Source organism: Neisseria yangbaofengii (assembly GCF_014898075.1).
GTDB lineage: Bacteria > Pseudomonadota > Gammaproteobacteria > Burkholderiales > Neisseriaceae > Neisseria > Neisseria yangbaofengii.
This window is the reverse complement of sequence record NZ_CP062976.1, coordinates 1,210,120-1,233,022: the sequence shown is the minus strand read 5'-3', so window position 1 is coordinate 1,233,022 and position 22,903 is coordinate 1,210,120. Positions and strand designations below refer to the sequence as shown.

The following is a 22,903-nucleotide window of genomic DNA, read 5'->3' as shown; positions in this document are numbered from 1 at the left end:
TAATGTTATCCAATAAATCAATTTTTCCCGTCATTCCCATGTAGGCGGGAATCCAGAACATTGATACTCCGAAACTTAGAAAGAAAAATTGCTGAAATTTATCAGTCCGGATTCCCACTTATGCGGGAATGGCAGCCTAAGCCGTCTGAAACATTTCAGACGGCCTTCATATTCATTTTGAATTAATTAATAAATATCTAATCATAAACCATGCAAAACACCTCCATCCTACCCCCGGCCAATCTCGGTATCCTCGGCGGCGGCCAGCTCGGACGTATGTTTACTATTGCCGCCAAAACCATGGGCTATCAAGTCACCGTACTCGATCCTGATCCGAATGCGCCGGCGGCCGAATTTGCCGACCGCCATTTGTGTGCGCCGTTTGACAATAAAGCCGCTTTGAACGAATTGGCTAAATGTGCGGCGGTAACGACCGAATTTGAAAACGTCAATGCTGATGCCATGCGTTTTTTGGCGCAACATACCCGTGTTTCCCCAAGCGGCGACTGTGTGGCAATCGCACAAAACCGCATTCAGGAAAAAGCGCGGATTCAAAAAGCCGGATTGCAGACTGCGCCTTATCAGGCCGTCTGTAAAGCGGAAGACATCACCGAAGAGAGCGCGGCATTTTTGCCGGGCATTTTGAAAACCGCTACCTTGGGTTACGACGGCAAAGGGCAGATTCGGGTCAAAACCTTAGACGAACTGAAAGCCGCTTTTGCCGAACACGGCGGCGTGGATTGCGTGTTGGAAAAAATGGTCGATTTGCGTGGCGAGATTTCGGTAGTGGTATGCCGTCTGAACAGCGACAATGTGCAAACCTTCGATCCTGCGGAAAATATTCACGAAAACGGCATTCTGGCCTATTCCATCGTTCCGGCGCGGTTGAGTGCCGATATTCAGCAACAGGCGCGGCAGATGGCGCAACGGTTGGCGGACGAATTGGATTATGTCGGCGTGTTGGCGGTGGAAATGTTTGTGGTCGGCGATACGCATGAATTGGTGGTAAACGAAATCGCCCCCCGCCCGCACAACTCCGGCCACCACACCATCGATGCCTGCGCCGCTGACCAATTTCAGCAGCAGGCGCGCATTATGTGCGGCCTTCCCCCCGCCGATACCCGCCTGCTCTCGGCCTGCTGCATGGCAAATATTTTGGGCGATGTCTGGGGAGATGACGGCAGTGAACCGGATTGGCTGCCACTGCAAAGCGATACGGCTTCTTTCCTGCATCTTTACGGCAAAAAAGCCGCACGTGCGGGTCGTAAAATGGGGCATTTTGTTACTTTAGCTAAGGATGCCGATGCTGCTTTTGCAAAGGCCCAAGCCTTACACGCCACATTGAAACGCGCTTAAGGGCTTTACAATCGTTTTCTGTTTTCAGACGGCATTTGCGCTACAATATGCCGTCTGAAAACGTTTCTATCGGGTCGGATTTTATAATCTGTAATCCGGCATTTTTATTGATTGTTCAGACAGCCTTTGAGCTATTTGAACCGAAGGCCGTCTGAAACCTAAGTTCCCCATCTCATGAAAGCTTTACTCGATTTCCTGCCCCTGATTGTTTTTTTCTACCTTTATAAAACCGTCGAACCGACCGATACCGACCATCCGCTGCTGCAACTCACCGGCGCGGCGGGCGTTGGCAATAATCACGTTTTGGCCGCCACTGCCGGTCTGATTACCGCCACGGTGCTGGTGTACGGCTATCAATTGGTGGAACAGAAATTCCGTTTGGAGCGCCGGCAATGGTTTGTGCTGGCGATGACTGTGGTATTCGGCGGTGTGACGCTGGCCTTGAGCGACGATTACTACATCCGCCTGAAAGCCGTGTTGCTCAATGCCGCATTCGGCGCGGGCATGCTGGCGTCGCACTTTTTCTTCAGCGACCGCCGTTCTGCCGTGCAAAAAATGTTTGATTCGGTGTTGGTGCTCTCGCCTGATGGCTGGAAAAAACTCAATTGGGCTTGGGCCGGCATGTTTTTTCTGCTGGCCGCGCTGCATGCTTTTTTTGCCTTTGTATTCGCCGGCGGCCGATACTGGGGCGAATTCACCGCATTTGGCGATTTGATTGTGATGTTCAGCTGCATGGGCATTATGTTTTTCGTGTTACGCAAGCATTTTAAAAGCGAATAACGACAGCAAAAATTTCGTTTGCAGGCCGTCTGAATCAGCTGTGTTGCTGCTATAATCACTTCATCGATTATTGATTTTCAGACGGCCTTTTGTCCGACGCTTTTTGTGAAAACCACCATGAATCTACTCACTGTGCTTCGTCCCGCTACCGAAAAAGACTGCCCCTTCATTCACAGCGCGCATCTGCATGCCGTACAATACACCTGCATCCGCAGCTATAACGAACGCGTGTTGCAGGCATGGGAAGAATTGCTCGGCATGGAAAGCTATCACGCCACAATGGCGGATAAAACCAAGGCTTTGTGGGTAGTAGAATACCGTGGCGTGATTCAAGGCTTTTTCCAAGTCGATTTCAAAGAAGCGCAGCTTGACGCGCTTTATGTCCATCCCTTAATGCACAACAAAGGCTTGGGTACGGCGCTGTTGCAGCGGGCCGAAGAATTGGCGCACAACGCGGGCTTGAGTTTTTTAAAACTCTATGCTTCGCTCAATTCGGTGCCGTTTTACCGCTTAAACGGTTACGAATCCTTAGGCGAAGCGGCGCTGCCCTTAAACGAACAAGTCAAAGTCAAATGCGAATTAATGCGCAAATATGTATAGCAGTTGTCAGGCCGTCCGGATACTTTCAGACGGCCTATTCAATAACTGTATAAAATATATAACCAAAAATCCTTTCGATACAATCAACCATTCTTTCCTTTTTTGTCTCCTGCCGATTAAAGTATGTCCGATAAAACGACGAGACAAAGGAACACACATGGACAAAATCCGCTTTATCATCGCCTTAACCGCACTGTCTTTGGCTGCTTGCGGCAGCGGCAAAACCAATACCGAAAAAGACCAATATAAGAAAATTCTCAACGTTTCCTATGACGTATCGCGCGATTTTTTCAAAGCGTATAACCCTTTGTTTATCGAACATTTCCGCAAAAACCATCCGCACATCGATTTGCATATCCAACAATCACACGGCGGCTCGAGCAAACAGGCCATGTCGGTGGCCAACGGTTTGCCCGCCGACGTGGTGACCATGAACCAAACCTCCGACATTGATTTACTGAAGCAACGCGGCTTGGTCAAGTCTGATTGGGCGCAACGCTTGCCGAATAACGCCGTGCCTTTTTCCAGCGTAACCGTCTTTCTCGTGCGTAAAGGCAATCCGCAGCAGATTTACGATTGGACAGATTTGGCACGTGACAACGTCCAAGTCGTGTTCGCCAACCCGAAAACCAGCGGCAACGGCCGCTATGCCTTCCTGGGTGCATACGGCTACGGCTTGAAAGCAAATAACGGCAACGAAGCCGATGCGAAAAACTTTATGCGCAAACTGCTGAATAATGTGCCGATGTTTGAAAACGGCAGTCGCGCGGCGACCACCAGCTTCACCCAACGCCAAATCGGCGACGTGTTGATTACCTTGGAAAACGAAGCCAATTTCGTCAGCCGCCACCTTGCGCCCGACCAATTCGACATCGTTTACCCAAGCTACACCGTCGAAGCGCAAACCCCCGTAGCCGTGGTCGACAGCGTGGCCGAAAAAAAAGATTCCGAAGCCATTTCCAAAGAATACCTGGCATTTTTATGGAGCAAGCCTGCGCAGAAATTAGCGGCCGAACTTTACTTCCGTCCGAGCGACAAATCCATTTTGTCCGCCAATCATGCCGATTTTCCCGATTTGGAAACCTTCCGCCCCGACGAAACCTTGGGGGCATGGCCGCATATCATGCAGAAATTTTTTGCTGACGGCAGTATGTTTGACGAATTGACCACTACAGCGAAGTAAACCTTCAGGCCGTCTGAAAACATTTCAGACGGCCTGATTACTTATAACCAAAACTGATAATCACCAAATCAAACATTATTTCTCACGCTCAATCAGACGGTATAAAGTACGCCCATCGATTGAAGGAGCCAACACATGACCATCCGTAACCTGACCCTTGCCGCCATCGCCGCTTCCGTAGCCTTAACCGCCTGCACACCGAAAGAAGAAAAAGCCGCCGGCGGCAATGCCGCCGCACCTGCCGCCAACGGCAAAGGCATTACCCTTTTGAACGTGTCTTACGATGTGGCACGCGATTTCTATAAAGAATACAACCCGCTGTTTATCAAAGAATACCAAGCCAAACACAATGGCACGGAAATCGATGTGCAGCAGTCACACGGCGGCTCGAGCAAGCAGGCTTTGTCTGTTGCCAACGGATTGGCGGCCGATGTGGTGACCATGAACCAAACTTCCGACATCGAATTGCTGGAACAAAAAGGCTTGGTGAAAAACGATTGGGCGCAACGCCTGCCGGATAACGCTGTGCCGTTTACCAGCACCACCGTCTTCTTGGTGCGCAAAGGCAATCCGAAGCAGATTCAAGACTGGAACGACTTAACCAAAGACGGCGTGCAAATCGTATTGGCCAACCCGAAAACTACTGGCAACGGCCGCTACGCCTTCTTGGGCGCATACGGCTACGGCTTGAAAGTGAACAACGGCAATGAAGCCAAAACCAACGAATTTGTCGCCGCCTTCTTGAAAAACGCCCCTGTATTTGAAAACGGCGGCCGCGCAGCCACCACCAGCTTCAGCCAACGCAACATTGGCGACGTATTGGTAACTTTTGAAAACGAAGCCAACCACGTCAGCAAAAAACTGACCCAAGACCAATTTGAAATCGTTTACCCGAGCTACACCATTTTGTCGGAAAGCCCGGTTGCCGTGGTTGATTCTGTGGTTGGCAAAAAAGGCACGCAGGAAGCCGCCAAAGAATATTTGGAATATCTGTGGAGCGAACCGGCGCAAGAATTGGCTGCCAAACTCTACCTTCGCCCGCGTAATGCCGGCATATTGGCCAAGCACCAAGCCGATTTCCCGGCCATCGAAACCTTCACGCCAAACGAAAAATTCGGCTCGTGGGAAGACATCATGAAGAAATATTTCGCCGACGGCGGTTTGGTGGACCAACTCTCGCCTAAGAAATAAAGTTTGATGTGTTTAAGAAACGGGCCGTCTGAAAATGGATTTGAATTTTCAGACGGCCTTCATATTTAACCAGAACTATCTCTTTCATCATCAGAAACTTTTGGTGTCGTAATCTGATAGATAAAGAAGGCCGGTAATATTAAATAAGTTAAATTGGCTAAAATTTTAATTTGTACAGTCACAGGCAAAGAAGCTAAAACCATCATACATGAAATATGCATAGATCCTAATATCACTACCATTTCATTAAGCGGCCGTATCTGCTCGTTCCATTTTCCAAACAAATATAATAGGAGGGCAGAAGGGAAAATAGGAAGAACGTTTAGCACAATCAGGCTTGTGGTTGATAAGTCCTCAGAAGATTGGTTAGCATTATTAAGCTCCATAAAAATTGCTTCTACAATAATGCAGATAAGGATTATAAATAATTTTAAGTATTCTTTCCCCTTTATTCCATCCAGTTCGGGCCAATGCCATCCGGCAAAAGCTATTAAATAGATAACAAAAGAAAAAGGTATCATTACCCAAAAAATTATCCAATTGGCTTCTAACCATGTGCCTAAGAAATTCCATAACTCATAAAACATATTTATCCTTTTAACTGAATATACTAATGAATTATACTTCCTATCCGCAACTGAAATAACACTCTCTACACCTATGACCGGCCGCAAAATCATCCATATCGATATGGACGCATTCTACGCTTCGGTAGAATTGCGCGAACAGCCGCACCTGAAAGGCAAGCCCGTGGTGGTGGCTTGGGATGGCGCACGCTCGGTGATTTGTGCGGCTTCTTATGAAGCGCGGCAATTCGGTTTGCATTCGGCAATGTCGGTAGCGACGGCGAAACGGCTTTGCCCGCAAGCTGTTTATATTCCGCCGCATTTCGAGCTCTACCGCCAAGTATCGGCGCAGATTCACGCTATTTTCAGACGGCATACTGATTTAATCGAGCCGCTTTCTTTGGACGAAGCGTATTTGGACGTCACGGTCAACAAGCAAAATATTCGCTACGCCAGTGAAATCGCCGAAAAAATCCGCGCCGAAATCTTTGCCGAAACGGGTCTGACGGCTTCCGCAGGCATTGCGCCTAATAAATTTCTCGCCAAAATCGCATCCGATTGGCGCAAGCCCAACGGCCAATTTGTGTTGCATCCGCAAAAAATCGATGCTTTTTTAGAAACGCTGCCGCTGGGCAAAATCCCCGGCGTGGGCAAAGTCACGCTGAAAAAAATGCAGGCGCTGGGCATGCAGACTGCCGGCGACCTGCGCCGCTTCGAGCGTGGGGAACTTTTAAACCATTTCGGCCGCTACGGTTATCGGCTTTACGATTTGGCACGCGGGGCGGATGAACGGCCGGTAAAAGCCAGCCGCGAGCGTTTGCAGATTTCGACCGAAATCACGTTGCCGGAAGATTTGTCGCTGGCACAAACGATAGAACATTTACCGCATTTGGCCGAAGATTTATGGCAGCAACTCCAGCGCAAAAACGTTGATGCCAAAGGTGTTACGCTCAAACTCAAAACCCATGATTTCCGCATCATCACCCGTTCCGTGACTTATTCTTCGGTGTTACCCGGCAGCCAAGCCCTGCTTAAAGCCGCACGCACATTGGTTGAACGCGTGCCGCCGCAAACGGAAGATGCTTTTCGTTTAATCGGTATCGGGGTCAGCCATTTATTGCCGAAAAACCAGCAGCAACCGCTTTGGTTATAAAGAAATAGAAAAGCATTCTTTCCTTTCGGTCTGCTATAGGCGGACAATGAGGGCATGACAATAATGTTCAGACGGCCTTGAATCATGCAAAGGCCGCCTGAAACACAATAAGGAACTCCTGCCATGACTTCACTTTTCCGCCCGAACTTCTGGAAAATTCCCGAAGTGACTGCCGAAGCGCGCCAACGCCTGCCCCGACTCACCGCCACTTTAGAACAACGTTTGCAAGAGATTGCCGGACAATCTCCGCAATCGGTATTAGCCTCCAGCTTGGCAGTTGAAGATATGGTGATTACCGATACGATATGCCGTCTGAAGCTGCCCATCCGCATCATCACGCTCAACACCGGCAAACTCAATCCCGAAACCGAAGCGTTGATTGCCGCGGCCAATGCGCGTTATCAAATCAAACTGGAAGTGTTCCGCCCGATTGAAGCCGATGCACAAGCCTTTGAAGCGCAATTCGGCACCACCGCTATGTACGACAGCGTGGAACTACGCCGCCAATGCTGCCATATCCGCAAAATCGAACCGCTCAACCGCGCCTTGGACAACGCCCCCGCATGGATCACCGGCCAACGCCGCAGCCAGTCGGAGACGCGCAGCGAATTGAATTTTGAAGAGCATGATTCGGGCCGGAATATCGCTAAGTTCAATCCGATTTTTGATTGGGAAGAATTGGACGTGTGGGCTTATGCGCAAGAGCATGATGTGCCGCTGAATGATTTATATCACCAAGGCTATCCGAGTATCGGCTGCGAACCGTGCACCCGACCGGTAAAAGAAAATGAAAAAATCCGTGCCGGGCGTTGGTGGTGGGAAAGCAAAGACAGCAAAGAGTGCGGTTTGCACAAATAATGCTTTGAAATACAAAAAGCTGAGACCTTTGCAAAATCCCTGTCTTCGGCACATTTCTTCGTTATGCGCTGCTCGAAAGCTTACCTATCTGAATGATATGCCTGCGCTTTGTGCGCTGCTCTGACTTCGAACTGCACTCAAATCCAGAGTTTTACAAAGCTCTGAGGCCGTCTGAAATATTCAGACGGCCTTAATTCTATTGATTTAACTTACGCTTGGTCCGCGCCCAAAATCATCGATCCGATACCGGAATCGGTAAAGATTTCCAGCAATAAAGCATTCGGTACACGGCCATCGATGATGTGGGTAGCCTTCACGCCGTTGACTGCGGCTTCTACTGCCGAACTGATTTTCGGCAACATGCCGCCGTAAAGCGTTCCGTCGGCAATCAATTCGTCAATGCGGCTCGGGGTCAGGTTGGTCAAGAGACTGCCTTCTTTATCGAGCACGCCGGCGATGTTGGTCATCATCAAGAGTTTTTCGGCGTTGAGTTCTTCCGCTAATTTACCCGCCACCAAGTCGGCATTGATGTTGAACGCTTCGCCGCGTTTACCCACACCAATCGGAGCAACCACCGGAATTTGGCCGTTGTCGATTAAACCTTGGATCAATGTGGTGTCGATGCTTTCCACTTCGCCGACTTGGCCGATGTCCACACCGGGGTTTTCAGGAGTATTGATCAACAATTTTCTGGCTTTGATAAAGTGGCCGTCGCGGCCGGTCACACCGACGGCTTTACCGCCATGGATATTGATCATCGACACGATTTCTTTGTTGACATGGCCGCCTAAAACCATTTCGACAATGTCCATAGTTTCACCGTCGGTCACACGCATGCCTTGCACGAATACACCTTCTTTGCCGATACGCCCGAGCATGTCGTTAATCTGCGGGCCGCCGCCGTGCACAATCACAGGGTTAATGCCCACCAGTTTCAGCAACACGATGTCGCGGGCAAAGCCTTCTTTCAAAGCCGGTTCGGTCATGGCGTTGCCGCCGTATTTAATCACGATGGTCGAGCCGGAAAAGCGGCGGATATACGGCAGGGCTTCGGATAAAATCGCGGCTTTGTCGGCGGCGGAAATGTGTTTCATATCGCGCATGAATCTACCCTTTCTTTGATTGAATTGTTAACAATTTTAATTTTGGAATATTAATACTAAAGGCCGTCTGAAACAAGCCGAAACGTAAAAGGATTTATGATTCGGCTGAAATGTTTTAGAATAACGGGCTATTAAACTTCTATTCCACACAGGAATCTCCACCCCATGATGAAAATCAGCGCCCAATTTGACGCCGGCTCGGTGATTGTGAACGATTTGAGCGACCCGGGCAATATCCGCCTGTCGCTGCGCCCCGACAATGCCGCCGATTTTGCGCAATGGTTTTATTTCCGTCTTCAAGGCGCGGCGTATCAAAATTGCGTGATGCATTTCGACAATGCGGCTCAAGCGGCTTATCCCGACGGCTGGGAAGAATACCAGGCCTGCGCATCTTACGACCGCCGGAACTGGTTCCGCGTGCCGACTTATTATGAAAACGGCGTGCTGACCATCAACCACACGCCTTTGTCCAACAGCGTGTATTACGCCTATTTCGAGCCTTATTCGCATGAGCAGCATTTGAACTTGCTGGGCGAGGCGCAAGGCAGCGGCTTGTGTCAAATCGATGATTTGGGCAGCACCGTGCAAGGCCGCGACATCAATTTGCTCACCATCGGCAACCAGGTCGAGAGCGATTTGAAAGTGTGGGTGATTGCGCGCCAACACCCGGGCGAAACCATGGCGGAATGGTTTGTCGAAGGTTTCCTAGGCCGCCTGCTCGACCCGCAAGACCCGACCGCACGCGCCCTGCTCGACCGTGCCACCTTTTACATCGTACCGAACATGAACCCCGACGGTTCGGTATTGGGCAACCTGCGCACCAATGCCGCCGGTGCCGATTTGAACCGCGAATGGCAAAATCCAACGATGGAACGCAGCCCGGAAGTGTATGTGGTGCGCAAGAAAATGCGCGAAACCGGCGTGGATTTATTTCTCGATATTCACGGCGACGAAGGTTTGCCGTTTGTCTTCATGGCGGGCACCGAAGGCGTGCCGAGCTATAACGAACGCATTGCTGCTTTGGAAGTTCAGTTCAAACAAGCCTTGCTCGCCGCCAGCCCGGATTTCCAAGACGAAATCGGCTACCCGAAAGACGAAACCTGCCAAGCCAATTTGAACATGTCTACGCCATGGATAGGCGAGCAATTCAAATGCTTGGCCTACACGCTGGAAATGCCGTTTAAAGACAACAACAACCTACCCGACGATGATTTCGGCTGGAACGGCCAACGCTCGCTGCGTTTAGGCGAAGCGATGGTTTCGGCAATTTGGAATGTATCAGGCGATTTGCGCTAAGTATTTTATTGATCAAAAGGCCGTCTGAAAGCGAGGCATTTTTTCAGACGGCCTTTATCCGCAATTTAATTTAAGGATTCCCTATGATTATTCACCCCCAGTTCGACCCCGTACTCATCAGCATAGGCCCGTTGGCCATCCGCTGGTATGCCTTAAGCTATATTGTCGGTTTTGTACTGTTTATCTTGCTGGGCCGCCGCCGCATCGCGCAAGGCAACACCTTGTTCACCAAAGAAATGCTTGATGATTTTCTCACTTGGGGCATTTTGGGCGTGATTCTCGGCGGCCGCTTGGGCTATATTTTGTTTTACAAATTATCCGACTATCTGGCCGACCCTATCAGCATGCTGAAAGTGTGGGAAGGCGGTATGTCTTTCCACGGCGGCTTTTTAGGTGTAGTCGTGGCGATGTGGCTTTTCAGCCGCAAACACAACATCAGCGTATGGAAAACCATGGATTTCGTCGCACCTTTAGTGCCGCCGGGCTTGGCTTCGGGTCGTATCGGTAACTTTATCAACGGCGAACTGTGGGGGCGCGTAACCGACCCGAACGCTTTCTGGGCAATGGGCTTCCCGCAAGCACGTTACGGAGACATGGAAGCGGCGGCGCACAATCCGCAATGGACAGAATGGCTCAACCAATTCGGCATGCTGCCTCGCCACCCTTCGCAGCTTTACCAATTCGCGCTGGAAGGCATTTGCCTGTTTATCTTGGTGTGGGTGTTTTCTAAAAAAACACGCCCTACCGGACAAGTGGCATCGTTATTCCTAGGCGGCTACGGCTTTTTCCGCTTTATCGCCGAATTTGCCCGCCAACCCGACGATTATTTGGGCTTGCTGACGTTGGGCTTATCGATGGGACAATGGCTGAGTATACCGATGATTGTGTCGGGTGCGGCCGGCTTTGTGTATTTCGGTAAGAAAAATGCTATCAATTAAAAATTAACGCAATGCCGTCTGAAATATTCAGACGGCATTGCGTTTGAATCAATAAAACATGGCGGCGCAGTTTCAGGTAAAATACGCGCTTGAATGTTTCCATTATTTTCCCCATAAAACCATGTCCAAAAAAACCAAACAAGAATTAGAAAACAACAAACTCAACAAACGTTTGCGCCATGCAGTGGGCGCGGCAATCAACGATTTTAATATGATTGAGCCGGGCGACAAGATTATGGTCTGCTTGTCGGGCGGTAAAGACAGCTATGCCCTCTTGGATATTTTACGCCAACTGCAAGCCAGTGCGCCGATTGAATTTGATTTGGTGGCAGTGAATCTTGACCAAAAACAACCCGGCTTTCCCGAGCATGTATTGCCGGAATACTTGCAAAGCATTGGTGTCGATTACAAAATCGTTGAAGAAGACACCTATTCCACCGTGAAACGAGTGCTGGAAGAAGGCAAGACCACCTGCTCGCTCTGCAGCCGTTTGCGCCGCGGTATTCTGTATCGCACCGCAAAAGAATTGGGCTGTACTAAAATCGCACTCGGCCACCATCGCGATGATATTTTAGCAACCATGTTTTTGAATATGTTTTACGGCGGCAAACTCAAAGCCATGCCGCCTAAATTGGTGAGCGACAACGGCGAGCATATTGTGATCCGCCCGCTGGCGTATGTGAAGGAAAAAGACCTGGTTAAATACGCCGAACTGAAGCAATTCCCGATTATTCCGTGCAATTTGTGCGGCTCGCAGCCGAACCTGCAACGCCAGGTCCTCGGCGACATGCTGCGCGATTGGGACAAACGCTTCCCCGGCCGCATCGAATCGATGTTTTCCGCGCTGCAAAACGTGGTGCCGTCGCATTTGGCCGACCCTGAATTATTCGACTTTGCCGGTTTAGAACGCGGCCAAAATTTGAAACACGGCGGCGATTTGGCATTTGACAGCGAAACCGTGCCCGAGCGTTTTGTTTCAGACGGCCTCGATGATGAAGACGGCAGCGAAGTTAAAATCGAAGCGGAAAAACCAAGCCGCAAAGTGATTAATATCTTGGCCAGCAAACCCAAAAACTGCGGCGCTTGATAGGCCGTCCGAAAGGCCGGATTTTGATATTTTTGCAAAGCGTTAACCCGCAATGTAAGACTTTGTCCTACAATAAGGCCGTCTGAACACAACACACATATCCTTAAGGAACATGCATGACCGCTGCTTTAATCACCCTGTCTTTAATCCTGATTCTCACCGGCCTGCTCGGTACGGTTTACCCCGCCATTCCGGGCTTAGGCTTGATGTTCGGCGGCGCATGGCTGCTGGCGCATGCCAATGATTATCAGATTTTCGGCACCACGACACTGGTGTTTCTGTGCATCGTCACCGTCATCGGTACGGCGATGGATTATGTAGCGGGAATGCTGGGCGCGAAATACACCGGCGCCAGTAAGCCGGCTATTTGGGGTGCTTTTGCCGGCGGTGTAGCCGGTGCATTTCTAGGCTTGCCGGGTTTGCTATTTGGCCCGTTATTGGGTGCAGGTATCGGCGAATTTCTGACCCGAAAAGACATGTGGCAGGCCGGTAAAGTGAGCATTGGCACCTTTATCGGCTTTATCATCGGCACGGTGGCCAAAGTCGGCTGCGCACTCACCATTATCTTGACCTTGCTGACGATCTGGATTGTCAGCCTGTTTTGATTTATTTTGCACACACGACAAAGGCCGTCTGAAAATTTTCAGACGGCCTTTTCTATTAAAGTGGATTCACTATAGTCAATCCCACAAATTTAAATAACACTCCTAAACAACTCATCCACAGACACCACCCCAAGTTTTCTCCGTCTCGCCTTTAACCAAGCCCATTTCTTTTCGATGGGATTCAGGTCGGGGCTGTAAGGCGGCATCCATAGGACGGTATGCCCCATCTCCTTCAGCAAGGCTTCTGCCTTACCCTTATGAAACGCCGCATTGTCCATCACCACCACACTCTCGGGCGGCAGTTGCGGGATCAGTAACCGTTCTACCCAAGTGTCGAATATCTTGCTATTGATGGAACAGTCAAACAAACCGACCGCAAACAGTTGATGATCATACAGCGCACCGATGGCATTAGTCTGATTACGTCCCTGCCAGTCATGGGTATCAATACACCGTCTGCCTTTTGGGGCATAACCGTAAGGACGGTGGACGGAAGCTCTGAATCCGCTTTCGTCCAGCCAAACAATCGGACGTTCTTTCAGTTGGAAACGGTGTCTGAGTCTGATAAAGCGTTTTCTGAGCTGAACATCTGCTTTGGGGTATTTATTGGTCTTTTTTTCGGCTGATTCCGTATCTTTTCAATGCCTGGTGGATGCCGTTGGTCGAGCAGTTGAGCCGTTGTGCCCGTTCGTAGCAATAGGCATCGGGGTATTGTTCGACGTCTCTAAGCAGTGCTTCTTTGGTAATTTTGAGGGGTTTTCTGTCTTTGGGGTAGCCTTTGGGAATGGGATTCTTTTTCCATTTGAACACGGTATCGCTGCCGATGCCGAGCTCTTTGGCTACTTGACGGATGGAGAGGCCTTGGGCGAGTTTGGCTAAGGCGAGTTGGCGGAAGTCTGTTGAATAGGTCATGGGGACGATTGTAATTTATATTTGGGGGATTGACTATATAAAAAACAATCAGTTTTTACCGCAACAAGCTTTGTATTTTTTACCGCTGTCGCAAAGGCAAGGATCGTTGCGGCCGATTTTGCCGCCTTCGCGGCGCACGGTCTGCGGTTTATTAATCACGGCTTGCCAGTAGCTGTAAATATCCAGCAAAACATGCGGCAGGTCAGATTCCAGCTCGGTTAATTCTTTATCGGTCAAATGCAGAATCACTTCGCCGTTTTCTTCTTCATCATAAATACCGCCCAAGGCCATAACCGGGTAGAACAAATCTTCGAATTCTTCTTGGTTGACCGCTTCAAACCAATCAGTCGGCACTACATCCAAGGCATACAGATAGGCGTTACACCATGTGTAAAAATCAGGATTGCCCGCTTCATCTTCATAAAGCCATAAATCCGGCAGTTTTTTATCCGACAATTGATTGCGCATATCCATCGCCAAAGCCAATACCAAGCGCTCGACTTCGGTACGCTCTTTGGCATCAAACAATGATTCATCGCCCAATACTTCCGGCAACCAGTCGTTCGGATTCAAGGCATCAGGGCCGCTTAACAAGGCCATCATAAAGCCCTGCACTTCATCGCAGCGCATGGTGTTGTGTTCTAAAGATTTGGCATCAAGCAACTCAATCAGGCGGTTGCGTGATGCTTCGTCAAAAGTTCTTACTTGCATGGATTCATTCCTTTTCAATATTTTTAGATGGCCTTAAAACCGTTACGTTAAGCAATCATTCTTTGGCGCATCTGCTCAAACAGGCAGACGGTTGCCGCCATGGCGACATTCAGCGATTCAGTCCGCCCCAGCATGGGAATTTTGACGCTGGCGTTGACTTTTTCCAATACTTCCGCACTTACGCCGCTGCCTTCATTGCCGAATACCCAAGCGGCCGGCTGTCGCAGACTCATGTCGTAAAGATTAAAATTATTGTGCTCGCTCAAAGCCGTTGCCCAAACTGTATCTTGAAATTCGCCCAGCCATTGCATCATCGGTACACGGCTATGGATGTTCAACAAAAAATGCGCCCCCATTCCGGCACGCAATACTTTCGGTGACCACACGTCTGCACAGTCTTGGCTGAGAATTAAATGCGGAATGGCACAAGCCGCGGCGTTGCGAATGATGGTACCGACATTACCGGGATCTTGCACGCATTCCAATACCACACAATCGCCTTGCTTCGGCCATGCCTGTTCGTGCGGAATGTCGATTAAAGTCATCACATCATCGGAATCGGTCAGGCTGGTGATTTTGGATAAGGCTTCGTTGCTTACCCACGTCATCAAATTGACTGGAATTTCTTCGATCAGGCGGCGGATTTCGTGATGATTGGCTTTGGATTCAGGCAGATAAACCTGCACGGGTTTGCCGCCTGCTTCAAGATAGCTTTGTAGCAGGTGTACGCCTTCCAATACGGTTTGCCTAGATTGGCGGCGCGCTTTGGATTGGGAAAGCAGCTTGGCCAAATGCTTGAGCTGCTCGTTTCGGGCAGAAGTAATCAGTTTCATGCCGTGCATTATAGCCGCTTTCAGACGGCATGGTGAGGCCGTCTGAAAATAAAAAAGCCTTTACATAATATAAAGGCTTTTTGGGAGTTATTGCACAATTTCTTTCGATGGGGTATTGGTGCCTGTTTGACTTTCAATATGAACCGCCGTATTTTGCTGCGTTGACAACTGCTTGGCAGCATTCGGCACAACCACATCCGAAGCGGCTTTATTTTCAGCAGCAGCGCGAACAGGCACGATATTTTGATCAACCTGCCGTGGCTGCTTCTCAACAGCTACCGGCATCATTTGCCGTATATCGGCTTGCGGCCAGAATTGCCAAACCGATACCGCCACAGCGGCCAAGCTGGCCGCCACGGCAAAACCTTTGAATGCATGATTATTTGCTGCTTTTGGTTGCTTGTTCGTCAGCTTTGACGCATTAGCCGCATGCTCACGGCTGATTTCCGCCAAAGCGGCTGTAAACATTTCACTTTGCATGAAATCGGCATCACGTCCCACCGCCTGCTGTTTCATACAATCGCTGATGAGATGATATTCATACCATTTCTGGCCGGCTTCATCATCAGTTAATAATTTATCCAGCATTTCGTCAGATAAATCTTCGTCATCCATTGCAATGGAAATATATTCGAATTTATCGTTTATTGTTGTCATTTTTCCTTACCACCTTTGGTTTTCAGCGGTATCCAATAATGGCCTTAAGTCTTTTGCAATGACTTCGCGCGCTCTAAAGATACGTGAGCGCACAGTGCCTATCGGACACCCCATAATCTGAGCAATTTCCTCGTAAGACAACCCTTCCATTTCGCGTAATGAAATGGCTTTCCGTAAATCATCGGGCAGCTTCGAAATAGCTTCCTCGACGGTGTGTAAAATTTCCCGATTCATCATCTCAGCTTCCGGCGTGTGGTAATCCGCAATCTGATCTGCCAAATAGAGAATGTCGCCTTCTTCGTTTGCGGCTTCTGCGCTGATAAACGGCCGCTTTCCGGAAGTGACTAAAAAATTCTTTGCTGTGTTGATACCGATGCGGTACAACCATGTATAAAACGCGCTTTCGCCACGAAAATTCGGTAAGGCGCGATAGGCCCGAATCATGGCTTCCTGCGCTACATCGTTTACTTCATGCTCATCTTTAACGAAACGTGAAATCAATCTGATTAATCGGCGTTGATATTTGGTCATCAACATCTCAAACGCCTTTTGTTCGCCTTTTTGCGCGCGCTCTACCAGCATTTGATCGATCCGGCGATCATTCATTATTTAACCTTTTATATAGCTACATTATATAATGTCATAAAATAGCAAAGCGTGCCGTGTTATCTTATGACATTTTTGGCGGGATTTAGTTCCGTAATATATTTCGTTAATGGCTCATAAATAGGCAAAAAGCCATCAGAAGCCCGAAAATCCTGATTTGCTTTGAGATTAACAACTGCCAGGCATATACCATCGGCGTTTGTGATAACCGGCCAGATTTGTCTTACAGACGGCAAAATATGACATTCCTGTAATATTTTCTTGGTTGATTTGTGCCCGAGCTCTAATTTTATAACATCGCTATTAGTGACTTTGCGAACTGTTCCTGCATCCATTAATACTTGTTCACTCAAGCCAAACCGATGCGGTTTTAAGATAAATCCATTTTCCAGCAAAATATCTTTCAGACGGCCTTGAATTCCTTCATGGCGCAGCCATGGATAATTTTCCGTATGAATGGCTCTGACATACAAAATATCTCGATAAAAATCGATGATTTTACCGTCAAACTGCCATTGCGCAGATTCGGCTTCCAACAAAACTCTGGCCATATCGGATAAAGTTTTATGCGATGGCAACCGGATTTGGTGAACCTGAAAAAAATGATGCAAGACACGGCGACGGCGTAATTCACTCAAGCCGCGCCATTGTTTGGCCTGAAACAGGCCGTCTGAAAGAATACGGCGATAATCGTCTTGTGTGACTTCGTCCAACAAAGCCAAATCGTCTTGCATACTGCGCACGTTGGACAGAATTTGCCGGTGAATATTTGATACTTGCCGTTGCCATTGCGGCAATGCTTCGTGGCGGATCCAATTGCGCAAATAGCCGGTGTCCTGATTGCTTTCGTCTGAAACATAAGCCAAATGATGCTCAAAAGCATAGTTTTCCAAAGCAGCTCTTGGTATGTCCAAAAGTGGTCGCCAGATTTTGATGCTTTGGTTCAAATCACGCCATTTCGGCATCGCTGCGAGTGAGCGTATCCCGCCACCGCGAGCAACGCCGAGCATAAAGGTTTCGATTTGGTCGTTTTGATGATGTGCCAAAGCCAAAATATCACACAGGCCGTCTGAAAATACACGGTAGCGTTCTGCTCTTGCAGCCGCTTCAATGCCTTTTCCTTTCCCTTTAATGGCAACTTTAGCGACTCGCAAATCAACATTAGATTGAGCGCATAATGTTCGGCAAAAATCTACCCACTCATCAGCAAGCGGGCTTAAACCGTGATGGACGTGTACAGCATTGAGCTTAAAATTTTTCTGTTCGCGGAAACGAGCCAATAAATGCAGCAAGACCACCGAATCCAACCCGCCGCTCAAGCCAATTTCAATGCTCAATTCATTGCTTGGTTGCGGTAATTCTGCTGCCAATAAAGCCAATAAATCCATTTTTGACTTCCGTTCTTTTCAGACGGCCTAAATGCAAAAACAAGCAGGCACCGGCCTGCTTGTTTGGATGATTACAATATTAAATTATTTCTCGATAAATTTACCGTATGCCATGATGCGGTCAAAACGGCGTGACAATAAATCTGCCATTGGAATGCTTTGCGCATCACGCAATTGTTCTTCCAAAACATGTTTCACGCTCAACATCACCGCTTCCATATCACGGTGTGCGCCACCCAGAGGCTCATCAATAATACGGTCGATTAAGTTTAATTCTTCCAAACGCTTGGCAGTGATGCCCAAAGCTTGCGCGGCATCGGCAGCTTTTTCGGCAGTTTTCCACAGAATCGATGCACAACCTTCCGGCGAAATCACCGAATAAGTCGAGTATTGCAACATATTCACATAGTCGCCCACAGCAATCGCCAAAGCACCACCCGAACCGCCTTCGCCAATGATCGTGCAGATTACCGGCACGCGCAAGCGGGTCAATTCGTATAAATTGCGGCCGATGGCCTCCGACTGGCCACGCTCTTCCGCACCGATGCCCGGATATGCACCCGGGGTATCGACAAAAGTCATCACCGGCAAACCAAATTTTTCAGCAGTTTGCATCAAGCGCAAGGCTTTACGGTAGCCTTCCGGACGCGGCATACCGAAATTGCGGCGGATTTTTTCTTTGGTATCGCGACCTTTTTGATGGCCGATTACCACCACACTTTGACCGTTGAAACGCGCCAAACCGCCCACAATGGCATAATCGTCGGCAAAATGACGGTCGCCGTGCAATTCTTCAAAGTCGGTAAAAATCGCGTTGATGTAGTCTAAGGTATAAGGACGCTGCGGGTGACGTGAAACCTGTGAAATCTGGGCAGGTGTCAGTTTGCTGAAAATAGATTTGGTTAAATCATTGCTTTTCTTTTGCAGACGGGAAATTTCGTCTGAAATATCGACTGCCGACTCACCTTGAACGAAACGCAATTCATCGATTTTATTGGTCAGCTCAGCAATAGGTTGTTCGAAATCTAAAAAAACAGGTTTCATACGATGAAGTTCTCATGAATAAGATTCTGTTGCAATCATACGCTAATCAGTCAATTTTAGCAGCAATTTGCACAAAAAATATGCAGCCTTTTGATAAAAATCAGGGCTTCCCCATGATTTTCAGACAGCCTGACAGATTTTTAGTATAGATACACTAATGCATCGGGTGGCATATCTTATGATAAACTCGGAAGCAATTCAAATTTTTTCTGACACGCTTATGAAAAACGAACAAGACAATCACACCATGCGCCTAGACAAATGGTTGTGGGCCGCGCGCTTTTTCAAAACCCGTGCGCTGGCACAAAAACATATCGAGCTTGGCCGCATTCAAGTAAACGGGGCAAAAGTGAAAAACAGCAAATACATTGTTGTCGGCGACAACATCGACATGACCTTGAATTCGCTGCCTTATAAATTCAAAGTATTGGCGCTGAACCACCAACGCCGCCCTGCTTCGGAAGCAAGATTGCTCTATCAAGAAGATGCCAAAACCGCCACCGATCGCGAAAATCAAAAGCTGCTTGACCAGGCCAGCCGCATTACCGCGGCTTACCCTGACGGCCGGCCGACCAAACGCGACCGCCGGCAATTGGATAAAGTCAAACGCGATACTTGGTAAATCCATGTCAGTAAGGCCGTCTGAAATTTCAGACGGCCTTAAAATTATTCTGAAACTGACAAGCAAGTATCTCCTGCCCGCCGGTTTTCAACGCCGATTAGAATTTGTATTCTATTTGGCCGCGAACCACGTTCACGTCTTGTTTGTCGCCGCCAACGGTGGCAGTAACTTGTTTACCGTGCAGGTAGAAGCCTTTCACTTTCCAGTTTTTCCAAGGAATGTAAGCCGCACCCAATTGAACGCCTTGGACGTTTTTGCTGTAGTCTTCAACCGAAGACACGCCCGACAGCGACCCCACGCGGCGGTAGTTCAAGAACACGTCATACGAATTGCGCACATCCCAGTCCGCCAATTTGTAGCGAACTTCGGTAAATATGCCGTCGTTTTTGATTTTTTGGCCGACATCGTTATAGGCTTTGATGTTGGATTTGCTGACAGCAGCCATCCAGCGCCAATCATCGTTGAATTTGACGTCGGCGCCCAATTCGCCGAATACGGCATTTTTAGCATTATGGCGATCACCGATGTCAATATCTTTCATGTAGCTGACAGTCGCGCCGACATTAATGTTTTCATTTACCGGGTAAGTGCTTTGAATCGAAGCAAAATGCTTGCGACGACCGCCTGCGCCCCAGATATTGTCGTTAAAGTAGCCTGTACGGCGGCCTGAACTCACCTTTGTCGGCAATACTTTGTTGTCGAAGAACAATTCTGCGCCGGTCACTTCGGTATCCCAAACGCGGCCGTATGAAGAAAATGCACCAAATTTACCGATACGGGCTTTAATACTGTTATCACCAAAATTGTAAAGCGTACCTTCGGCATACAGTTTGTTTACCGGCACATCATGATCGCCACGGAACTTACCGGTTTCCAAATCGATGTTCGGCTCGATTTGCGCTACGGCTTTCCAATCTTTATAGAGATTTGCACGCACCCAAAATTCGGCGTTAAATTCACTGTGTGTATTCTCAGGGGTCGGATTCACACCGCTGTTGTTGGCCGCCGTATCTTCGCTGTCCACGCGGACACGCAAAGCGCCGTTTACTGTCAGCAAGTCATTAAAAATGCTGATTTTATCGTCATCTTTACGAATAATACTGCCGGAATTAACGTAATCGCCGGCGGTCGACAACGCAGCAGCACGCTCGCTACCGGCAGGATTGGCCGCAGCGAAAGACGCAGCAGCTAAAGCAGCACAAACAACAGCAAAGGTTTTTTGAATTTTCATGCAAATCTCCAATTTATCAAAGTAGTAAACAACCGTTTTGTTTTTATTGTCGAAGCTGGATTTGAAACCGATTGGCAACAATTTTATGGATGAGCCGGTTGGACCGATTACAAACCACATCGGTGTTATTAAGTTACAATTTTCAAAAACCGCCGTATTATATAAAGCAGCATATTAAATTATGTAACCAATGTGACAACAATGCTATGTAGTTTACTGTATTTCGTCAAGAAAATTTTACATGAATTAAAAAACAAACCGATTAATTTGATGAAAATCAACTTTGCTATAGGCCGTCTGAACGTTATCTTAGATGAAAATTTATGCAAAATTACTATAAATCCACTAAAAAGAAACATTATGTAGTTTTATTTAATTTATTTTAAAACAGCGCATTAATCATTTCATCTAATGCTGTATGGCGTTTTTTCTGGGTTTTTACTGCCCATTCGAAGATTTTTTTGCTCCCCCAAAATACAAAACGCTCCCGCGCACGGGTGATACCTGTGTACAACAGCGCATTATTCAGGCAGTTTAGCACATCATCACTTTCATTCGCCGTATCAAGACTTGGCGGCAGCAACCATACTTCCCGATATTCCGAACCCTGGCTTTTGTGTACAGTCATGGCAAACGCCGTTTCAAAAGTCGGCAGACGGCTGATGGGGATTTTCCTGAAGCCGTCCGCAAACGGGAAATACGCCGCCAAACCATTGGCCGATCCGCTATCCCGCATAACCAAGCCGATATCGCCATTAAACAAATCCAATGCATAATCGTTGCGCGTGACCATGATCATCTGGCCGTCAAACCACGGCATATCGCCGGATATGCGCTGTTGACGCTGCAAATGGCGGAAATAAGCCTGATTAAAATTTTCCGCGTCTTGGCGCCAAGCCGTTAACACCACCACATCTGCCGCATGGCCGAATGCCAGCGCTACATTACCGCTCGAGACTGCCCGCCAGTATTTCTCATGCTTGTGATACAACAATTCGGCTTGATGTTTCATGTCGGCATGTAATACCTTCAATTCATCAGGGAAGCGTTCAAACTGCGCCCATGCCGTTTCACTTTCGCCCGAAACCACCGCCCGCGCCAAGCAACCGATGCCGCTGTCTGCACCAAAGCGGTGACTGACATGCAAATGGGCAATGTTTTGCGACAAAGCCGGCGGATTTTCGGCAACTTTAAATGCATGCTGCGGCAGATATTCGTTTAAACGGCGATGGGTGTCTTCATCTAAAACGGTTTCGCGCGATAAAGCTGCCAATACCGCGCCCACGCCAACCGACGGTAATTGAAATTCATCCCCCAAAAAGATAACGCGGCAGCCACTCGGAATGGCTTTGAGCAATTGCAGCAACAGCGATAAATCCAGCATTGATGCTTCATCCACCACCAACACGTCTAAAGGCAAGGGCCGCTGTACATGAAAGGCCGGCTGCATTTGCGGTGGGCGAAGTTTCAACAGGCGGTGCACGGTTTGGCCTTCCAAGAGCAATAAATGCTGCTTGATGCGCCCGGGCAAATCAAAGCCGTCTAAGGCACGATGCAGCGAGCGTGCCATATGCGCAGCCGCTTTACCGGTGGGGGCGGCCAAGGCGATGCGCGGTAAACCGGTGGCATTGTCGCAAATCAGCCCCAATAATTTGGCAACTGTGGTCGTTTTGCCGGTGCCCGGGCCGCCGGTAATCAGCATAAAGGCTTGCAGCAAAGCCAAACCCGCAGCATCTCGCTGCCCTTCGCTGCCTTTTTCGGCAAACCAGTTTTGCAGATTCTGCGAAGCCTGCAGCCAATCAACATCATCGATGGATGCTGTTGCCAACCGCTTGATTTCCACGGCCAAGTCATATTCTAACTGCCAAAGCCTGCCTAAAAACAAACGCCGCCCGTCCAATATCAACGGCGTTTCGCTATCGGAGCCAACCACTAACGTGGCACGCTTCAAGGCTGCCGCTTCGTTATCAGTGACCCAAATAAACGAATGCCCGTTTTGCAGTGCGCTGAACAAGGCTTCAACATAAGGTGCGACCACTGCCGCATCTTTGGGCGCGTGCTGTTGCAAAAACCGGGTAGCAGCCAAAGCCGCTGCCTGGCTCAAATCGATGGGAGCATTCATTTTGTTTTCTCACGGAATAGGCCGTCTGAAAGTTTAACGTAACACTTTTCAGACGGCCTAT

At 48.7% G+C, this 22,903-nt stretch carries 24 protein-coding genes; 12 read left to right on the top strand and 12 right to left on the bottom strand.

The annotated features are described in order from the left end of the window. Nucleotides 1–210 precede the first annotated feature (210 nt). From H4O27_RS05940 to H4O27_RS05920, 5 genes are all read left to right on the top strand, one after another. Nucleotides 211–1,356, top strand: a complete 1,146-nt coding sequence (locus H4O27_RS05940) for a 5-(carboxyamino)imidazole ribonucleotide synthase (RefSeq protein ID WP_165007625.1) — start codon at nt 211–213, stop codon at nt 1,354–1,356. Between the two features lie 174 nt (nt 1,357–1,530). Further along, the gene (locus H4O27_RS05935; RefSeq protein WP_165007623.1) at nt 1,531–2,136 is read left to right on the top strand and encodes an inner membrane-spanning protein YciB; all 606 of its coding nucleotides are present in this window, start codon (nt 1,531–1,533) and stop codon (nt 2,134–2,136) included. A 117-nt stretch (nt 2,137–2,253) separates the two neighbouring features. Further along, nucleotides 2,254–2,736, top strand: a complete 483-nt coding sequence (locus tag H4O27_RS05930; protein ID WP_165007620.1) for a GNAT family N-acetyltransferase — start codon at nt 2,254–2,256, stop codon at nt 2,734–2,736. A gap of 157 nt (nt 2,737–2,893) precedes the next feature. Continuing rightward, nucleotides 2,894–3,919, top strand: a complete 1,026-nt coding sequence (locus H4O27_RS05925; RefSeq protein WP_165007617.1) for a sulfate ABC transporter substrate-binding protein — start codon at nt 2,894–2,896, stop codon at nt 3,917–3,919. A 135-nt stretch (nt 3,920–4,054) separates the two neighbouring features. Next, nucleotides 4,055–5,110 (top strand): sulfate ABC transporter substrate-binding protein, encoded by a 1,056-nt coding sequence (locus H4O27_RS05920; RefSeq protein WP_165007614.1) that lies wholly within the window; start codon nt 4,055–4,057, stop codon nt 5,108–5,110. Nucleotides 5,111–5,175: 65 nt separating this feature from the next. Here H4O27_RS05920 and H4O27_RS05915 read toward each other — a convergent pair whose 3' ends face one another. Further along, nucleotides 5,176–5,697 (bottom strand): hypothetical protein, encoded by a 522-nt coding sequence (locus H4O27_RS05915; protein ID WP_165007611.1) that lies wholly within the window; start codon nt 5,695–5,697, stop codon nt 5,176–5,178. Nucleotides 5,698–5,770: 73 nt separating this feature from the next. On the opposite strand from H4O27_RS05915, the gene dinB reads away from it, so the two are divergent. Then, entirely contained in the window at nt 5,771–6,829 is a 1,059-nt protein-coding gene (gene dinB, locus H4O27_RS05910; RefSeq protein ID WP_165007608.1) for a DNA polymerase IV, read from the top strand. 123 nt (nt 6,830–6,952) lie between these two features. Continuing rightward, a complete protein-coding gene (locus H4O27_RS05905; protein WP_165007605.1) occupies nt 6,953–7,687 on the top strand; it encodes a phosphoadenylyl-sulfate reductase in 735 nt (244 codons plus the stop codon). Between the two features lie 209 nt (nt 7,688–7,896). On the opposite strand, the gene argB is transcribed toward H4O27_RS05905, so the two are convergent. Next, nucleotides 7,897–8,790 carry an acetylglutamate kinase gene (argB, locus tag H4O27_RS05900; protein ID WP_165007602.1) on the bottom strand — a complete coding sequence of 298 codons (894 nt, stop codon included), beginning with the start codon at nt 8,788–8,790 and terminating at the stop codon, nt 7,897–7,899. 165 nt (nt 8,791–8,955) lie between these two features. On the opposite strand from argB, the gene H4O27_RS05895 reads away from it, so the two are divergent. The 4 genes from H4O27_RS05895 to H4O27_RS05880 all read left to right on the top strand — a co-directional run bounded on the left by H4O27_RS05895 (nt 8,956) and on the right by H4O27_RS05880 (nt 12,716). Continuing rightward, nucleotides 8,956–10,086 carry a M14 family metallopeptidase gene (locus H4O27_RS05895; RefSeq protein ID WP_165007599.1) on the top strand — a complete coding sequence of 377 codons (1,131 nt, stop codon included), beginning with the start codon at nt 8,956–8,958 and terminating at the stop codon, nt 10,084–10,086. 83 nt (nt 10,087–10,169) lie between these two features. Then, entirely contained in the window at nt 10,170–11,024 is an 855-nt protein-coding gene (lgt, locus tag H4O27_RS05890) for a prolipoprotein diacylglyceryl transferase (protein WP_165007597.1), read from the top strand. Nucleotides 11,025–11,145: 121 nt separating this feature from the next. Continuing rightward, the gene (ttcA, locus tag H4O27_RS05885; protein ID WP_165007594.1) at nt 11,146–12,111 is read left to right on the top strand and encodes a tRNA 2-thiocytidine(32) synthetase TtcA; all 966 of its coding nucleotides are present in this window, start codon (nt 11,146–11,148) and stop codon (nt 12,109–12,111) included. Between the two features lie 116 nt (nt 12,112–12,227). Continuing rightward, a complete protein-coding gene (locus tag H4O27_RS05880) occupies nt 12,228–12,716 on the top strand; it encodes a DUF456 domain-containing protein (protein WP_165007591.1) in 489 nt (162 codons plus the stop codon). A gap of 89 nt (nt 12,717–12,805) precedes the next feature. Here the strand turns inward: H4O27_RS05880 and H4O27_RS05875 are convergent, their stop codons facing one another. The 8 genes from H4O27_RS05875 to H4O27_RS05840 all read right to left on the bottom strand — a co-directional run bounded on the left by H4O27_RS05875 (nt 12,806) and on the right by H4O27_RS05840 (nt 18,867). Next, nucleotides 12,806–13,282, bottom strand: coding sequence for an IS630 family transposase (locus H4O27_RS05875; RefSeq protein ID WP_226883519.1), 477 nt, complete (start codon nt 13,280–13,282; stop codon nt 12,806–12,808). Between the two features lie 37 nt (nt 13,283–13,319). After that, nucleotides 13,320–13,628 carry an IS630 transposase-related protein gene (locus H4O27_RS05870; protein ID WP_165010422.1) on the bottom strand — a complete coding sequence of 103 codons (309 nt, stop codon included), beginning with the start codon at nt 13,626–13,628 and terminating at the stop codon, nt 13,320–13,322. Nucleotides 13,629–13,676: 48 nt separating this feature from the next. Continuing rightward, a complete protein-coding gene (locus H4O27_RS05865; RefSeq protein WP_165010859.1) occupies nt 13,677–14,339 on the bottom strand; it encodes a YecA family protein in 663 nt (220 codons plus the stop codon). 47 nt (nt 14,340–14,386) lie between these two features. Next, complete coding sequence (locus H4O27_RS05860) at nt 14,387–15,172, bottom strand: TrmH family RNA methyltransferase (protein WP_165010889.1); 786 nt, start codon at nt 15,170–15,172, stop codon at nt 14,387–14,389. A gap of 87 nt (nt 15,173–15,259) precedes the next feature. Next, the gene (locus H4O27_RS05855; RefSeq protein WP_165010861.1) at nt 15,260–15,829 is read right to left on the bottom strand and encodes a sigma-E factor negative regulatory protein; all 570 of its coding nucleotides are present in this window, start codon (nt 15,827–15,829) and stop codon (nt 15,260–15,262) included. Between the two features lie 6 nt (nt 15,830–15,835). After that, the gene (gene rpoE, locus H4O27_RS05850; protein WP_165010863.1) at nt 15,836–16,435 is read right to left on the bottom strand and encodes an RNA polymerase sigma factor RpoE; all 600 of its coding nucleotides are present in this window, start codon (nt 16,433–16,435) and stop codon (nt 15,836–15,838) included. A 59-nt stretch (nt 16,436–16,494) separates the two neighbouring features. Continuing rightward, nucleotides 16,495–17,823 carry a tRNA lysidine(34) synthetase TilS gene (gene tilS, locus H4O27_RS05845; RefSeq protein WP_165010865.1) on the bottom strand — a complete coding sequence of 443 codons (1,329 nt, stop codon included), beginning with the start codon at nt 17,821–17,823 and terminating at the stop codon, nt 16,495–16,497. Between the two features lie 84 nt (nt 17,824–17,907). Next, nucleotides 17,908–18,867: an acetyl-CoA carboxylase carboxyltransferase subunit alpha gene (locus tag H4O27_RS05840; protein WP_165010867.1), complete on the bottom strand. Its 960-nt coding sequence runs from the start codon at nt 18,865–18,867 to the stop codon at nt 17,908–17,910. 220 nt (nt 18,868–19,087) lie between these two features. On the opposite strand from H4O27_RS05840, the gene H4O27_RS05835 reads away from it, so the two are divergent. Then, nucleotides 19,088–19,489 carry an RNA-binding S4 domain-containing protein gene (locus H4O27_RS05835; protein ID WP_165010870.1) on the top strand — a complete coding sequence of 134 codons (402 nt, stop codon included), beginning with the start codon at nt 19,088–19,090 and terminating at the stop codon, nt 19,487–19,489. Between the two features lie 97 nt (nt 19,490–19,586). On the opposite strand, the gene H4O27_RS05830 is transcribed toward H4O27_RS05835, so the two are convergent. Both H4O27_RS05830 and recD read right to left on the bottom strand, forming a co-directional pair. Continuing rightward, nucleotides 19,587–20,720, bottom strand: coding sequence for a hypothetical protein (locus H4O27_RS05830; RefSeq protein ID WP_165010872.1), 1,134 nt, complete (start codon nt 20,718–20,720; stop codon nt 19,587–19,589). Between the two features lie 382 nt (nt 20,721–21,102). Then, nucleotides 21,103–22,842, bottom strand: coding sequence for an exodeoxyribonuclease V subunit alpha (gene recD, locus H4O27_RS05825; RefSeq protein ID WP_165010874.1), 1,740 nt, complete (start codon nt 22,840–22,842; stop codon nt 21,103–21,105). Nucleotides 22,843–22,903: the final 61 nt, after the last annotated feature.